At 69.7% G+C, this 15,124-nt stretch carries 17 protein-coding genes; 8 read left to right on the forward strand and 9 right to left on the reverse strand.

Features of this window, described 5'->3' with window-relative positions:
- Positions 1–24: 24 nt before the first annotated feature.
- Entirely contained in the window at positions 25–507 is a 483-nt protein-coding gene (locus QC180_RS18535) for a GNAT family N-acetyltransferase (protein WP_278264003.1), read from the reverse strand.
- Between the two features lie 119 nt (positions 508–626).
- On the opposite strand from QC180_RS18535, the gene QC180_RS18540 reads away from it, so the two are divergent.
- Both QC180_RS18540 and QC180_RS18545 read left to right on the forward strand, forming a co-directional pair.
- Entirely contained in the window at positions 627–1,214 is a 588-nt protein-coding gene (locus tag QC180_RS18540; protein WP_278264004.1) for a DUF5134 domain-containing protein, read from the forward strand.
- Between the two features lie 58 nt (positions 1,215–1,272).
- Entirely contained in the window at positions 1,273–2,343 is a 1,071-nt protein-coding gene (locus QC180_RS18545) for an RskA family anti-sigma factor (RefSeq protein ID WP_278264005.1), read from the forward strand.
- On the opposite strand, the gene QC180_RS18550 is transcribed toward QC180_RS18545, so the two are convergent.
- The 3 genes from QC180_RS18550 to QC180_RS18560 form a co-directional block, all read right to left on the reverse strand.
- Entirely contained in the window at positions 2,340–3,041 is a 702-nt protein-coding gene (locus QC180_RS18550) for a PhzF family phenazine biosynthesis protein (RefSeq protein WP_278264006.1), read from the reverse strand. The genes QC180_RS18545 and QC180_RS18550 overlap by 4 nt on opposite strands.
- Before the next feature lie 120 nt (positions 3,042–3,161).
- On the reverse strand, positions 3,162–3,701 hold the full coding sequence (gene ahpD, locus QC180_RS18555) for an alkylhydroperoxidase, AhpD family (protein ID WP_278264007.1): 540 nt from the start codon (positions 3,699–3,701) through the stop codon (positions 3,162–3,164).
- A gap of 44 nt (positions 3,702–3,745) precedes the next feature.
- On the reverse strand, positions 3,746–4,333 hold the full coding sequence (locus QC180_RS18560) for a peroxiredoxin (protein ID WP_019048020.1): 588 nt from the start codon (positions 4,331–4,333) through the stop codon (positions 3,746–3,748).
- A 79-nt stretch (positions 4,334–4,412) separates the two neighbouring features.
- Between QC180_RS18560 and QC180_RS18565 the strand changes: the two genes are divergently transcribed.
- The 3 genes from QC180_RS18565 to QC180_RS18575 all read left to right on the forward strand — a co-directional run bounded on the left by QC180_RS18565 (position 4,413) and on the right by QC180_RS18575 (position 6,375).
- Positions 4,413–5,321, forward strand: coding sequence for a hydrogen peroxide-inducible genes activator (locus QC180_RS18565; protein WP_278264008.1), 909 nt, complete (start codon positions 4,413–4,415; stop codon positions 5,319–5,321).
- A 90-nt stretch (positions 5,322–5,411) separates the two neighbouring features.
- Entirely contained in the window at positions 5,412–5,654 is a 243-nt protein-coding gene (locus QC180_RS18570; protein ID WP_278264009.1) for a hypothetical protein, read from the forward strand.
- A gap of 73 nt (positions 5,655–5,727) precedes the next feature.
- Entirely contained in the window at positions 5,728–6,375 is a 648-nt protein-coding gene (locus QC180_RS18575; RefSeq protein WP_474646475.1) for a chymotrypsin family serine protease, read from the forward strand.
- 12 nt (positions 6,376–6,387) lie between these two features.
- Here QC180_RS18575 and QC180_RS18580 read toward each other — a convergent pair whose 3' ends face one another.
- Positions 6,388–7,473: a helix-turn-helix transcriptional regulator gene (locus QC180_RS18580; protein WP_278264010.1), complete on the reverse strand. Its 1,086-nt coding sequence runs from the start codon at positions 7,471–7,473 to the stop codon at positions 6,388–6,390.
- Positions 7,474–7,607: 134 nt separating this feature from the next.
- On the opposite strand from QC180_RS18580, the gene QC180_RS18585 reads away from it, so the two are divergent.
- The 3 genes from QC180_RS18585 to QC180_RS18595 are packed head-to-tail and all read left to right on the forward strand — an operon-like array spanning position 7,608 to position 9,496.
- Positions 7,608–8,201 carry a biotin transporter BioY gene (locus QC180_RS18585; RefSeq protein WP_278264102.1) on the forward strand — a complete coding sequence of 198 codons (594 nt, stop codon included), beginning with the start codon at positions 7,608–7,610 and terminating at the stop codon, positions 8,199–8,201.
- Positions 8,202–8,216: 15 nt separating this feature from the next.
- Positions 8,217–8,897, forward strand: coding sequence for an energy-coupling factor ABC transporter ATP-binding protein (locus tag QC180_RS18590; protein ID WP_278264011.1), 681 nt, complete (start codon positions 8,217–8,219; stop codon positions 8,895–8,897).
- Positions 8,894–9,496, forward strand: a complete 603-nt coding sequence (locus QC180_RS18595) for an energy-coupling factor transporter transmembrane component T family protein (protein ID WP_278264012.1) — start codon at positions 8,894–8,896, stop codon at positions 9,494–9,496. The genes QC180_RS18590 and QC180_RS18595 overlap by 4 nt, the downstream gene beginning before the upstream one ends.
- Positions 9,497–9,500: 4 nt before the next feature.
- Here the strand turns inward: QC180_RS18595 and QC180_RS18600 are convergent, their stop codons facing one another.
- From QC180_RS18600 to QC180_RS18615, 4 genes are all read right to left on the reverse strand, one after another.
- The gene (locus tag QC180_RS18600) at positions 9,501–10,061 is read right to left on the reverse strand and encodes a hypothetical protein (protein WP_278264013.1); all 561 of its coding nucleotides are present in this window, start codon (positions 10,059–10,061) and stop codon (positions 9,501–9,503) included.
- Positions 10,062–10,184: 123 nt separating this feature from the next.
- The gene (speD, locus tag QC180_RS18605; protein ID WP_278264014.1) at positions 10,185–11,387 is read right to left on the reverse strand and encodes an adenosylmethionine decarboxylase; all 1,203 of its coding nucleotides are present in this window, start codon (positions 11,385–11,387) and stop codon (positions 10,185–10,187) included.
- Positions 11,388–11,394: 7 nt separating this feature from the next.
- Positions 11,395–12,498: a type III PLP-dependent enzyme gene (locus tag QC180_RS18610; RefSeq protein WP_278264015.1), complete on the reverse strand. Its 1,104-nt coding sequence runs from the start codon at positions 12,496–12,498 to the stop codon at positions 11,395–11,397.
- A gap of 104 nt (positions 12,499–12,602) precedes the next feature.
- The gene (locus QC180_RS18615) at positions 12,603–15,101 is read right to left on the reverse strand and encodes a DEAD/DEAH box helicase (RefSeq protein WP_278264016.1); all 2,499 of its coding nucleotides are present in this window, start codon (positions 15,099–15,101) and stop codon (positions 12,603–12,605) included.
- Positions 15,102–15,124 lie beyond the last annotated feature (23 nt).

Below are 15,124 nucleotides of genomic sequence, written 5' to 3' on the forward strand. Positions count from 1 at the left end.
GGGTCGGTCGCGGGGCGGGCCCGCCTATGCCAAGTCCAGCGTGAAGAAGCGGCTGAACGGATCCGGGGCGTAGTCGCCGAACGGACCGCACTCGCGGAACCCGTGCCGTAGATAGAGCCGTCGGGCCGGGGCGTAGAACTCGCTCGACCCGGTCTCCAGACTCAGGCGCCCGTACCCGCGCTGTCGTGCCGTCGCGACGAGATGGTCGAGGACGGCCGCACCCACTCCGCGACCGGTGTACCCGTCGGCCGTGCGCATGGACTTGATCTCGCCGTGCGCCGGATCGAGTTCCCGCAGTGCGCCGCAGCCAGCCAGGCTCGTGCCCGACCACACGCTCCACACGGTCACCGCCGGATCGCGCAGGGCGGTCAGGTCCAGGGCGTGCATGCTGCAGGCGGGGGAGTTGTCCGCCATCTGGGCGCGATGGCGGGTCAACAGCTCGGTGATCTCGGGGCCGGTCAGGTCGTCGGTGGTGATGAGCCAGGGTGTCGTGGCGGGGTCGCTCATCTGACCATGGTGCCCGTCGATCGGCGTTGCCGCAGGTGGGGATCGGTCCGAAACGGCCGCGCGGGCCGAGGGTCGGTGCGAGCATGGTGGGGCGGGTGTCGACTCGAAGGTGGTGGGGTGTGGCCGAATTCGTGCAGGACAGCGGGATGGTGCGGTGGTGGGTGGTCGCCGCGTTCGTCGTCGCGGGGGTGATCGTGGTCGGCCGGTTGACCCGGCCGCGCGCCGGACAACGGGTGGACGCCGCCGCCGACGGGGCGCATCTGCTGATGTGTCTGGTGATGCTGGTGATGCTGATCTTTCCGGTGGCCAGCGACCCGCACGCCATGCGCGGCATCCTCGTCGCGCTCACGGTGACCTTCGCGATGCTGTTCGCGGAGCGGCTGTTCCGGTGGCGCACCGGCGCGCTGCCCATCACCGAGGACCTGTTCGCGCTGGGCTACCACACCGTCGCGGCGGCGGCCATGCTGTACGCGATGAACGGACACGGCGCCGACCACGGTGCGGGCGCGCCGTCGTGGCCCGCGCTCGGACTGGCCGCGCTGTTCGTCCTCGACGCGCTGCTGGTGCTCGGCACCGCCGGTCACCGGCCACGGCTGCTGCGCTGGATCCATCCACCCGGCGGCCATCGACTGACCTCGGCGCTGGTACCCCATCTGGTGATGGATCTGGGCACCGCGTTCATGCTGATCGCCGCGATCGGCCGGTGAATACCGATCCACAACCGCTCGCGCTGCGAATTGCCGTTGTGCGGACAGGAATTCGACGATGAATGGACAGCGTGGTCCCGAAAAGGCGCGGCGTGGGGTACCGGCGGCCGCCCCGGAAATCCTGTCCGGTGCCGAGGGCAGGGAGGCGGTGCGCGAGCTCTACCGCACCACGGGCGCGGCGGCCTTCGGGCTGGCCCTGCGGGTGCTGCATCGGCGGGGGCTGGCCGAAGAGGTTGTCCGCGAGGGGTTCCGGCGGGTCCGGGCGACCCCGTGGGTCACCGCCGAGGACGACGAGTTACCCGACGAGCCGCCCGCCGAACCCGCGGGCCCACCGGTCCCCGATCTCGGAACACCGTGGGGTCGTTCGGCATTCGTCGCCACCCGGCCCGACACCCACGATCTGGACCGCCCCACCTACGACCTCGCCTTCGGTCGCGGCGCGGTCTACGGCCGCGACGGCGACCGCCTGCCCGACTACACCGGCGCCGACCTCGTCGCGCCCGACCCCGAACCCACCGTCTTCGACGCCGAACAGACCTGGCTGCTGGCCCAGGTCCACCGCCTGGCCGTGCAGCGACTGCGCCTGGACCGCAACGACGGCGAGGACATGCCGTGGCTGGCGGTCTCGGCCCGCCTCGGCTTCGACGACCCGCTAGACAGCCACTGCGAGGTGTTCGTCCTGGCCTACTACGGCGGACGCACCTACCGGGCGATCGGCCGCGAACTGGGCCTGCGCGTGCCGATGGTCACCCGGTTGCTGGCCGAGGGCATCGAACGCCTCGCCGAACAGCGCCTGGCCCGCTGTGGCACCCGCCCGCCGTGGTGCCCGCCCGGCTCGGTGCTGACCCTGGCCGACGCCTACGCCCTCGACGCGGTGGCAGAACTCGAACACCACCACATCGAGAACAAACTCGCCGCGACCACACCGCACAGCCTGTCGATCTTCGCCGAGCGGGTCAGAGCCGTGCACGACGTGCTCGCCCGGCTCGCCGACGACGATCAGCGCCCCCCGCCGCGCCAGCTCGAGGCCAAGATCCTCGCCGACGTGGGCGCCACACCGCCGCGACGCGGCCACTGGGGCGCCCGGCCCCCGTGGCTACGTCGCTTCGGCGGAACGCCCGGCGGCTAGAGCACCATCACGTGATCTTCGGACACCCGCCCGCCCAGGCGCACCCAGCCGTCGGAATCCCAGGCCGTGTAGAGCTGGGAACCCAGGCCCTGGGTGAGCACCAGCCCGCGCCGTAACCGGGCGGTGAGCGCGACGGCCGCGGCGCCGGTGGCCTCGTCCTCGGCGATACCCATGGCGGGGGCGAACATTCGCGCGCGGATCGCGCCGCGCGGCTCGTCGGTCCACACCCAGTAGTAGTGCTGGCCGCCGGTGATGTCGTCGGGACGCAGCAGGGCCAGCTCGTCGAGCGAATCCAGCTGGTGGAAGGTGAATTCCGGGGTCCACTCAGCGCGGGCGGTGACCCAGGTGATGCCCTCGGTGCGGCTCACCGCCACCGGACCGGCGGGCACCCGCAGGGTGTGCACGTCCATGCCCTGCTCGGCCAGCCACCAGGCGGTGCCGACGGTCGGATGTCCGGCGAAGGGCAATTCCGTGGTGGGAGTGAAGATCCGGACGGCCGCGACTCCGTCGACCGGGTCCTCGTAGACGGTGGTCTCGCTGTAGCCCAGGCGCGCGGCCAGTTCCTGCTTGTCGAGGGCGACGACATCGCCCGCCCGGGCGATGCCCAGCGCGTTGCCGAGATGTCCGGCGGGATCGGTGAACACTCGGACGACCTCGACCTGGATGTCCGGGGCATCGGGCACATCATGTGCGTTCATGCGGGCGAGCCTACCGGCGCGCTCACGGTCCTCCGGCCAACCCCGACGCGGTCGTGTCCCGAGGAAACGACCGGGGCCCACCAGCGCGGACGCGCCGATGGACCCCGGTTCCACGGTGGCTCAGACCGCGGCGCCCGCCAGCGCCTCGGTCGAGGCCACGGCCTGGCCCACACCGGCCACGATGGCCGCCGCGCGCAGCGACTCGAAGATCACCTCACGCGAGACACCGGCCTCGCGCAGCGTCTTCTCGTGCGCCTCGAGGCAGTGCGCGCAGCCGTTGATCGAGGACACCGCGAACGACCACAGCTCGAAATCGGCCTTGTCCACGCCCGGGTTGCCGATGATGTTCATCCGCAGACCCGCGCGCAGATCGTCATAGCGGCCGTCCAGGAACGCCTTGCCGCGGTAGAACACGTTGTTCATGCCCATGATCGAGGCGGCGCCGAGGGCGGCCTCGTAGGCCTGGGCCGACAGCGTGTCGGCGGCTTCCTCGGCGATCTCGCGCAGCGTGGTGGCCGAGCGGGTGGCGGCGGCCGAGGCCAGCAGGGTGCCCCACAGCTGCTGCTCGGACAGCACCGTGGTGCGCGCGAGCGAGGACAGGTTGAGCTTGAGGTCCTTGGCGTACTCGGGGAGGGAGTTCTTCAGGTTCTCGATGCTCATGACAGTGGGGCTCCTCTGGGGTGAATCGGTGGGGAAGGGGTGGATCAGACGCTGGCGGAAAGCAGTTCGCCCGCGTTGATGGTCGGATCGCCCTTCTTCCAGTTGCAGGCGCACAGCTCGTCGGACTGCAGGGCGTCGAGCACGCGCAGCACCTCGTCGACGTTGCGGCCGACCGAACCGGCGGTCACGGACACGAACTGGACCTCGTTGTTCGGGTCGACGATGAAGGTCGCGCGGTCGGCGACACCGTCGGCGTTGAGCACACCGGTGGCGGCGGCCAGTTCGCGCTTGAGGTCCGACAGGATCGGGAAGGGCAGGGTCTTGAGATCCTCGTGCTGGGCACGCCACTGGAAGTGCACGAACTCGTTGTCGACCGAGGCACCCAGGACCTGCGCGTCACGATCGGCGAACTCCTCGTTCAGCTTGCCGAACGCGGCGATCTCGGTGGGGCACACGAAGGTGAAGTCCTTGGGCCAGAAGAACACGATGCGCCACTTGCCCGCGTGGTCGTCGCTGGTGATCTGGGTGAAGTAATCGTCGGGCTGCTGCGCGTCGACCTTCGACAGGTCACCTCCGATGACGGCCTTGAGGTTGTATGCCGGGAACTGGTCGCCGATGGTCAGCAGAGCCATGCTCATCTCCTCATTCGTGGTGTGGTTGGGGCCAGCGTACTAAAAGGTAAAGCCGATTGCTTGTCGTACACTGATAGGCGTGACTGATCAGACTTATCAGCCAACCCTGTCGCAGCTGCGTGCGTTCGTCGCCGTCGCCGAATATCGGCATTTCGGCACCGCCGCAGCGCGTTTGACTGTGAGCCAACCCACGTTATCGCAGGCCCTGGCATCACTGGAAAACGGGCTGGGACTGCAGTTGATCGAGCGCAGCACCCGTCGGGTACTGGTCACCGCCGCGGGCATGCGACTGCTCCCGCAGGCGCGCGCGACGCTGGAGGCGGCCGATCGTTTTGTCGCCTCGGCTGCCGGTGACGGACTCGGCGGCGTGCTGCGGTTGGGCATCATCCCGACCGTCGCCCCCTACGTGCTGCCGGACCTGTTACCCGAGCTGCGCCGCAAACTGCCCACCCTGGTGCCGCAGGTGGTGGAGGACCAGACCGCGCGGCTGCTCGACGGCCTGCGCACCGGCGTGCTCGACGTCGCGCTGCTCGCGCTGCCCAGCGAGGCGCCGGGGCTGGTGGAGATCCCGCTCTACACCGAGGAGTTCGTCCTGGTCACCCCGCGCGGGCACGAGCTGGCCGGGCGCACCGACCTGGCCGCGTCGGTGCTGGCGGAGATGCCGCTGCTGCTGCTCGACGAGGGCCATTGCCTGCGCGACCAGACCCTGGAACTGTGCCGCAGCGCCGAGGTGCACCCCGGCGCCGTCGGGGACACCCGCGCCGCCTCGCTGACGACCGTGGTCCAGTGCGTGGCAGGCGGACTCGGAGTAACACTCATTCCCGAGATGGCTGTACCCGCCGAGACCGCGCGCGGCACCCTCGAGGTCGCCCGCTTCGCCGCGCCCGCACCGGGGCGCACGATCGGTCTGGCCTTCCGCGCGTCCTCGGCCCGCGCCGACGACTACGAGTACCTCGCCGCGGTGATCCGTTCCAAGCGTCCGTTCTGATCTCATCTGTTCGAACGACGCGCGTGCCGTTCCCAGGTGCTGTTCTGGATGAGGTGACGATCCCGCCACCAAAAGTTCTAAGGAATGGCAATGATCAACAACAAGATTCGCTCCACCATCGCGGTGTTTGCTTGTGCGCCGTTGATCGCTCTCGGTGCCGGCGTAGCCGGTGCAGCACCCGCGGCGGACCCTGCCCCCGTCCCCGTCGCACCGGTGCCCGTGGAAGTGCAGCCCGTCGTGCTGTCGCCGTTCATCACGATTCCCGGCGCACTGCTGACCTGTGTTCCGATTCTCGTGACCCTGCCCATTCTGTACCCGGTGTGCGTGGTCTGACCCGCACATGATCGAGCCGAGGAATGACCGAGGCACTCCCGCACTCCGGTGCGAGAGTGCCCCGATTGTGTCGGTGCGGCGATGGTGGATCCTCGCCGCCGCGCTCGTCCTGGCGTGGGCGAGCTTCGGGACCGCGAACGCACAGGCCCCGGTGGCCCTCGGTGGTGGATCGGGCATCGTCTTCGACGACGGCTCCGTCTGCACCCTCACCACCATCGGCTACGACGGCGCGGGTCAGCTGGTCGGTTTCACCGCCGGACACTGCGCCGCGGCCGGTGCCGGGGTCGCGGCCGAGGCGAACCAGGACGCGGGCACCGTGGGCACCGTGTCGTTCGTCAACAACGACCTGGACTACGCGCTGATCAGCTTCGACGCGGGCCGGGTGAACCCGGTGAACCACGTCGGCTCCACCACGATCACCGGCGTCGGACTGCCCGCGGAGTTCCCCGCCGTCGCCTGCAAGGAGGGCAGGACCACCGGGCAGACCTGTGGCCTGGTCTACGGTGACGTCTTCGGTGGCGCGACCTGGACGCTGAGTCAGATCTGCGTGATCGTCGGCGATTCCGGCGGACCGGTCGTCGTGGGATCGACGCTGGTGGCCATCGTCAACGGCTACATCGCGGTGCCCTGCCTGGGACCGCAGGTCGGCGCCAACTTCACCCGCATCCTCGACGACGTGGCCTACCGTGGCGGCCCCGGCGTCGGATTCCATCCCATCTGAGGAAGAGGCTTCTCACTGCGCGGAGATCGCGCTGGTCAGCAGCAGCCGGACCAACTCGGCCTGCCGGTGCGTCCTGGTCTTGGCGAAGATGTGCTGCAGGTGGGTGCGCGCGGTGAACAGCGAGACCGACAGCTGATCGGCGACCGCCGGTAACCCGTCGCCGCGCAGCACCCCCATCGCGACCATCGTCTCGGCGTCGGTCAGCCCGTAGAGATCGTGCAGTGCCGTGGGCTCCGGTTCCGGATCGTGTTCGGGGTCGACCACCAGCAGCAGCACCGCGCGCTGCCAGGGTCCGTCCTCGCGCACGCCGTCGAGCGGGGTGACCCGCACGATCAACGGCCTGCCCCCCGACGCCCGCGGCAGCGCGATGTTGCCGCTGCTGCGCTCGGGCCCCGCCGCCTGGCGGATGAGCGCGCACAGCGAGGCGGGCGCGGCCGCCGCGGTCGCGCGGAGTCGGCCGCTCGCGTCGACGGTGAGCCCGTCGGACTGCCCGGTGATCTCCTCGGCCATCGCGTTGGCGAAGACCAGCGCCGAGTCGGCGGTGACGATCATGATCCCGTATTTCGCCTTCTCCAGCGTCGCGAGCGCGAAGTCGCGGTCCCGGGACAGCTCGACCAGCCGTGAGTGGGTGTGCAGCGCCCCGCGCAGGTGCGGGACGAGCACGCCGAGCAGGGTGCGCGCGGCCGACTCACCGGTGAGCGCGCGGGCGTCGGGCATGGCCAGACAGATCCAGGACGGTGGGACCTCCTCGGTGAGCCGGGCGACGAAACAGTCGCTCAGCCCGTCCGGTTTGGGAGGTTCGGCCGGGAGCAGGCCCTGTTCCCAGGGGGCGAACAGGTCGGCGCCGGTCACGGTGGCCCCGGTCGGCAGGGTCGGGACCCGTTCGGCGAGCGCGCCGAGCTGCGGGGCGCTGAAGCCCGCGCCCGCGGTGATCATCGAGACCTCGCCGGTGGCGGGCTCGGTGAGGACGAGCTGGGTGTGCACCGCGCCGAAGGTGTCGGTGATCTCGCGGACCACCGCCTCCCAGCGGTCCGGGTCGTCGCCCGCGGTGTAGATCGCCGCGATCAAGGTCGAGAAACGTTGTAGCGCAATCGCCATGATGGCCCTTCCTCGGCATCGCCCTCCGAGTTGCTCCAACCCCCGAATCCTAGTCGATCTTCGCCGACCGCGAAATCCTCTCCGGGCAGCTGGGCTGCTATTTTGAACATCGTTCAATTCAGCTGTGAAGGATGATGTCTGCGGTGTCCGAAGTCGAGAAAGTCTCCCGGTCGGCGGTGCGGTTCACCGCCCGTGACCTCGCCCAGATCGCGGTGTTCGCCGGTTTGATCGCCGCCCTCGGCCTGCCGGGTGCGATCACCGTGGGTTTCAGTGGGGTGCCCATCACCCTGCAGACCCTGGGTGTGATCCTCACCGGCGCGGTGCTGGGCGCGCGCAAGGGCACCGCCGCGGTGCTGGTGTTCATCGCGTTGACCATGATCGGCCTGCCGCTGCTGTCGGGCGGTCGTACCGGCCTGACCGCGCTGGCCTCGCCGACCGCCGGATACCTGCTCGGCTGGATTCCGGCCACGCTGGTGATCGGCCTGCTCACCGCCGCGATCCTGCCCAAGTACCCGATCGTGCTCGGTCTGCTGATCAACGCGCTGGGCGGGATCGTGATCATCTACCTGTGCGGCACGGTGGGGCTGCTGCTGCGCACTGATCTGGGCCTGTGGGCGGCGGTGTCGACCAACTTCGCGTTCGTGCCGGGCGACCTGGCCAAGGTCGTGATCGCCACCGTCGTGGCCAAGGGTGTGCACCGGGCCTACCCGGGGCTGATCCGTGGCTGAGCGCGGGCGGGCCGCGTGAGCGAGATCGTCGTCGCCGGGGTCGGCCACCGCTTCGGTGAGCGGACCGTGCTGCGCGGGGTCGATCTGCGGATCACCGAACACCGGGTCGGGCTGATCGGCGCCAACGGGTCGGGCAAGTCGACGCTGGCCCGGATGTTCAACGGCCTGCTGGCGCCGAGCACCGGCACGGTCACCGTCGACGGGGTCGACGCCGCGCGCAAGGGCGCCCAGGTGCGGCGCAAGGTCGGCTTCGTCTTCACCGACCCCGACACCCAGATCGTGATGCCGACCGTCGGCGAGGACCTGGCCTTCTCGCTGCGGCGCAGCGGCCTGGGCAAGACCGAGATCGCCGCGAAGGTGGCGGCGACCCTGGAACGATTCGGCCTGGCCGGGCACGTCGATCACCCCGCTCACCTGCTCTCCGGCGGGCAGAAACAGCTGCTGGCGATCGGTTCGGCGCTGATCCGCGAGCCCGAGGTGCTCATCGCCGACGAGCCGACGACCCTGCTGGACCTGCGCAACGCGCGGCGGGTCTCGGCGGCGCTGAACTCGCTGGACCAGCAGGTGATCGTGGTGACCCATCAGCTCGCCCTGCTCGACGGCTTCGATCGCGTCATCGTGCTCGACGACGGCGCCGTCGCCTTCGACGGCACCCCCGTCGACGCCGTGGACGCCTATCGCACGCTGGTCGGATGATCGGGCTCTACCAGCCCAGTGACTCGCCGCTGCACCGGTTGCCCGCCGGGGCGAAGTTGCTGGCGCTGGTCGCCGCCATCGTCGCGATGACGGTGTTCGTGCGCGATCTGGCCGGGGTCGCCGTCGTGGTGCTCGCCGTGGCCGCCCTGTTCGCGCTCGGGCGGATCTCCTGGCGGGTGGCGCTGGCCCAGCTGCGGCCGGTGCTGTGGATGACGGCGATCATCGGGGTGTTCCAGCTGCTCACCACCTCGCCGGTGCGGGCGGTGGTCGTCTGCGCCGTCCTGCTCGCCTCGGTCGCGCTCGCGGCCCTGGTCACGGTGACGACCCGGGTCACCGATCTGCTCGACGCCCTGGTCCGGGCCTTGCGCCCGCTGCGCCGCGTCGGCGTCGACCCGGACCGGGCCGGTCTGCTGCTGGCGTTGGCCATCCGCTGTGTGCCGCTGCTGGCCCAGATCGTGCACGAGGTCGCCGAGGCCCGGCGAGCGCGCGGGGTGTCGTGGTCGGCGACGGCGCTGCTCACCCCGGTGCTGGTGCGTGCCCTGCGGACCGCCGATGCCATGGGGGAGGCACTGGCCGCGCGCGGCGTCGACGACGACTGACCGATCAGGCCGGGCCGTCGAACGGGACCGAGGCGTCGAGGGCGAACCAGCCCATCGGAACGCGCCTGGTTCCGGTCAGGAAGTAACTCGGGCCCAGCCACAGATCCGGTTCGATCTCGCGCAGCTCGTCGTAGATCCGGCGGGCGGGGCGGCGCGAACCCACGCGCGGGTCGTCGTAGTCGAACAGCACCGCCGCGCGGCCGTCGAGCACCGAATCACCCACCGTCGCCACGAAATTCAGCGCGCGGACGCCGCCGAGGAAGCGGAAGACGTTGTGCCCCACGGCGGTGCCGTCGTCCAGGTGCCGCAGCGACTTCGCCACCCAGAAGTACGACGGCCGGGCCATCAGCGGACCCAGCACACGCTCGGCGGCACCGGGGAACGACCGCATCGACACATCGCCGTCCAGGCGCGCGAAGTCGGCGGCCGAGGTCGCGGGCGCCCGGTCGAACAGCGTGCGGAACGTCGCGACCCCCGCCGCGGACAGGCCGTCCAGGCGGGGACGCTGATCGGACGGTCGGCGCACCGGCATCAGACCGGCGGCGGACAACGATGTCGAGGTCATACCTCGCATAGTGCCAAGATCAGGTGCCCGGCGGCACCGGAATCGCGCGTGCGGCTCGGCCCGCCGACGACGAGGGCGGCGACCCGGAATGTCCGGATCGCCGCCCTCGGTGTCGTCGTGCGCTCAGCGGCGCAGGGCGTACGGCTCGATCGCGCCACGCTCGAGCGCCCGCGCGTCGATGGTCTCGGCGCGGTAGGGGAGCAGGGCCAGGCGGTCGGTCATCCCGCGCACCGGGTCGTCGATCTTCTCGTTCAGGCCGAACAGGAAGGTCCACTCGTGCTCGTCGCTGCCGTAGGGGACCACGGTGGCGAACTGCTCGTGGAAGCGTCCCCACGAGCGCTGGAGGGTTTCGTTGCGCCACATGGTCGCGCACCCGGCCTGGGCCGAGAGCACGCCGCCGGGGGCCAGCAGCGCCTTACATCGGGACAGGAACTCCGCCTCGTAGAGGCGATTGTGCTGGGCGTCCTCGACGCGCTCGTCGGGCAGATCGATGACGATCACGTCGTAGCGCGTGCCCGCCTCCTGGGCCTTGGCCAGGAAGTCCCAGCCGTCGGCGTAGTGCACGTGCACCGGACCCTCGCCCGCGACCGCCGCCGCCAGTTCCTCGGGGGTGTAGCCGTAGGGCAGGTGCCGCGCGCACAGCTCGACCTCGCGCTGGTCGATGTCGACGTGGTCGACCAGGCTCGCCCCGGCCGCCACCGACATCTGCGAGGCCACGCCCTCACCGGAACCGATGATCAGCACCCGGTCCAGCTTCTCGGCCAGCACGAACGCCGGGACCATCATGGCCTCGTGGTAGGTGAGCTGGGAGAACTCGGTGGACTGGCGGTCGTCGTCGGAGAACAGGGAGATGCCCTGATCGGTGCGCGCGATCACCATGTGCTGGAACGGGGTGTTCGTGTCCACGATCACCTCGTGCAGATCCCAGATCCGGGTCAGGCCGTCGCCCACCGGCTCGTAGATCTTCTCGGCACCGTGGCCGCGCTGGACGACCTTCATCCGAACGCCCTTGGGAGACAACTTGTCTCGCAGGACTTCCACCGCCTTCGTCGCGCCCGCGCCGATGCTGCCGCAGGTGAAGACGTCGACGAAGATGTCGCCGGACTCCGGATAGGTGTGAATCGAGGCGTGGGACTCCGACAACAGGGCGAGGACGGTCACCCCCTGCGGATCGAACTTTTTGTGAACGACATCGCAGATGGTGACGCCCGCCGCGATCAGAGACTCACGCAACGCCGATTCGAGTCGTTCGAGATCGTCACACAGGTCTGTGTCGACACCACCGAACTCGGCCAGCACATGCCAACCGGTGAATTCCGCCGTCATGGCAAACTCACTCTCGCTCAGCGCCCGAGACATGAACGGTCAAGGGCGGAAAACCATTGAAGGACACCGACGAATAACTCGCGGTATAGGCGCCGGTGTCGAGGATCTGGATCTGATCACCGGCTCGCAACGTGGTCGGCAGAAGGACCTTCGTGCGTTGATACAGTACATCGTCGCCGTCGCAGGTCGGACCCGCGACCACCGCCTCCGACACCGGATCGCCGTCGCGATCGGTGACGAAGCGATAGGCGATGTACTCGTTCTCCGTCTCGGCCATACCGTTGTATCGGCCGATGTCGAGATACACCCAGCGCCGCCCGTCCGGCGCGAACCGTACGCCGACCACCTCGGCGTGAATCGTGCCCGCGTCGCCCACCAGGGCGCGGCCGGGTTCGACGATCAGGCCGGTGCCCTCGGGCAGGAACTCCGCGGCGGCCGCGCTCATCGCCGCCGTGATCGCGGGCAGCTCCGGTGCCGCGTCGACGTAGGAGATCGGCAGTCCGCCACCGACATTCACCGCGGGGACGGTGATGCCCTTGTCCGCCAGCGCGCGCACGATCTGCCCGGCCTGCTCGATCCCGATCCGCCAGGCGGCCGGGTCGAGCTGCTGGGAGCCGACGTGGAAGTACGGGCCACCGACGGCCAGACCGAGATCGCGCGCGCGCACCAGCAGGCGCAGCGCCTCGGCGGGCGCGCAGCCGAACTTGGTGCCGAACGGGGTGCGTGACTGCGGCGCCGAGGACAGGAACCGGCACTCGACCTCCGCGCCGGGGGCGTGCTCGGCGATGCGGGCGAGATCGTCCTCGGTGTCGAAGGCGTAGCGGCGCACGCCCAGGGCGAAGGCGCGCGCGATGTGGGCGCTCTTCTTGATCGGGTTGCCGTAGCACAGCGTCGCCGGGTCTATGTCCAGCCGCAGGCACTGGTCGATCTCGCCGATGCTCGCGACGTCGAACTCCGCGCCCTCGGCCGCGAGCAGGGTGAGGATCTCGTCGACCGGCGCCGCCTTCACCGCGTACCTGATCCGGGTGCCCGGTGTCGCCAGCGCGGCGAGGGCTCGGTAGTTGGCACGTACCCGCTCGGGGTAGATGACAAGGTACGGGGATTCGGGCATAGTTGAACTTTCGGTCGGCGGCCGGGAGAGAGTATCAGCGGCCCGTACCCAAAAACGAATCCGTCAAACATTCGTCATATGGGTCCATGCGGATCCGGTATGACTCAGCCCGCCGCCACTGTGACCTCGTCGAACACGACCTCGCCCGCGGCATCGGACTCGTCGAGATCCACGATCGCCGTCAGCGCCCAACCGTGGTCGCCCGCGGGGTCGTCGAGCACCTGACGCACATGCCAGAACCCGGGCCGTTTCTCCACCTGGAACAGCTGTGGTCCGCGCGCGTCCGGGCCGGTGCCGAGGGTTTCGTACTCGTCGAAATAGGGGGCCAGCTCCTCGGCCCAGTCGGTGCCGGGGCTCAGTTCGTCGAGGTCGTCCCAGCGCTGCCGCGACGCCAGTTCCACCCGGCGGAACATGGCGTTGCGCACCATCACCCGGAAAGCGCGCTCGTTGGCCGAGATGGGGCGCACCGCCTCGGCGCCGAAGGCGACCTGCTCGGTGTCGGTCTCGGCGCCAGGGTTGGTGAGCTGCTCCCACTCGTCGAGCAGGCTCGAATCGACCTGGCGGATCAGCTCGCCCAGCCATTCGACCAGGTCGTCGAGTTCCTCGGTGCGGGCCGCGTCGGGCACGGTGCGTCGCAGCGCGCGGTAGGCGTCGGCCAGATAGCGCAGCACCACGCCTTCGGAGCGGGCCAGCTCGTAGAACGAGATCAGCTCGGCGAAGGTCATCGCGCGTTCGATCATGTCGCGCACCACCGACTTCGGTGACGGCGCGAACTCCGAGACCCACGGATGCCCGGCCCGATAGGTCTCGAAGGCGGGTTCGATCAGCTCGGCCAGCGGCTTGGGCCAGGTGACCTCCTCGAGCAGCTCCATGCGCTCCTCGTATTCGATGCCCTCGGCCTTCATCTCGGCCACGGCGGCCCCGCGCGCCTTGTGCTGCTGGGCCATCAGCAGCTGACGCGGATCCTCCAGGGTCGCCTCGATCAGCGACACGACATCGAGGGTGTAGGTGGGGCTTTCGCGATCGAGCAGCTCGAAGGCGGCCAGCGCGAACGGCGACAGCGGCTGGTCGAGCGCGAAATCGCGTTGCAGGTCGACGGTGAGCCGGGCCATCCGGCCCTGGGCGTCGGGCTCGGAGAGCTGTTGCACCACACCGGCATCGCGCAGCGCGCGATAGAGCCGGATGGCGCGCAGGATGTGCTTGCGCTGGGCGGGACGCGGCTCGTGGTTGTCCTCGAGCAGGTGGCGCATGGCGTCGAAGCAGTTGCCGGGGCGGGCGATCACATTGAGCAACAGCGAGTTCGTCACCGTGAAGCGCGAGACCATCGGCTCGGGCTGCGCGGTCACCAGCCGGTCGAAGGTCTCCTCGCTCCAGGACACGAAACCCTCGGGTGGCTTGCGGCGCTGGACCTTTCGCTGCTTCTTGGGATCGTCGCCCGCCTTGGCGAGCAGGCGCGCGTTCTCCACCTCGTGCTCGGGGGCCTGCACCACGACGGTGCCCATGGTGTCGAATCCGGCGCGTCCGGCGCGTCCGGCGATCTGGTGGAACTCGCGCGCCTTGAGTCTGCGGGTGCGCACGCCGTCGTATTTGGTGAGCCCGGTCAGCAGCACGGTGCGGATGGGGACATTGATGCCGACGCCGAGGGTGTCGGTGCCGCACACCACCTTCAACAGCCCGTCCTGGGCCAGTTTCTCCACCAGCCTGCGGTACTTGGGCAGCATGCCCGCGTGGTGCACGCCGATACCGTGGCGGATCAGCCGCGAGAGCGTCTTGCCGAAACCCGCCGCGAAGCGGAACTCGCCGATGGCCGTGGCGATCGCGTCCTTCTCGGCGCGGGAGGCGAAATTCACACTGGTCAGCGCCTGGGCGCGTTCCAGGGCGGCGGCCTGGGTGAAGTGCACGACGTACACCGGCGCCTGATGGGTGGTGACCAGCTCTTCGAGGGTCTCGGTGATGGGGGTGCGCACGTAGGAGAACGTCAGCGGCACCGGGCGCTCGGTCCCCGCGACGACGGCGGTGCTGCGGCCGGTGCGACGCTCCAGATCGGTGGCGAAGAAGTCCACCTCGCCCAGCGTCGCCGACATCAGCAGGAATTGCGCGCGCGGCAGTTCCACGATCGGCACCTGCCAGGCCCAGCCGCGATCGGGGTCGGCGTAGAAGTGGAACTCGTCCATCACCACCTGGCCCACCTCGGCGGCCGCGCCCTCGCGCAGCGCCAGATTGGCCAGGATCTCGGCGGTCGCGCAGATGATCGGGGCGTCGGCGTTGACCGCCGCGTCCCCGGTGACCATGCCGACGTTCTCCGCGCCGAACACCTCGCACAGCGCGAAGAACTTCTCGCTGACCAGTGCCTTGATCGGCGCGGTGTAGTAGCTGCGCTGCCCGTTGGCCATGGCGAACAGATGCGCGCCGACCGCGACGAGCGATTTGCCCGACCCGGTCGGCGTCGCCAGGATGACGTTGGCGCCCGAGGCCAGCTCCATCAGCGCCTCGTCCTGCGCCGGATACAGGGTGGTGCCCTGCTCGTCGGCCCACATCGCGAACGACTCGTAGAGCGCGTCGGCGTCGGTCCCGGGAATGTCGAGCAGGTCGGTCAGATCCACTCCGACCACCCTAGTGGGTCGGT

It is taken from the genome of Nocardia anocheti, from assembly GCF_029675105.1.
Taxonomy (GTDB): domain Bacteria; phylum Actinomycetota; class Actinomycetes; order Mycobacteriales; family Mycobacteriaceae; genus Nocardia.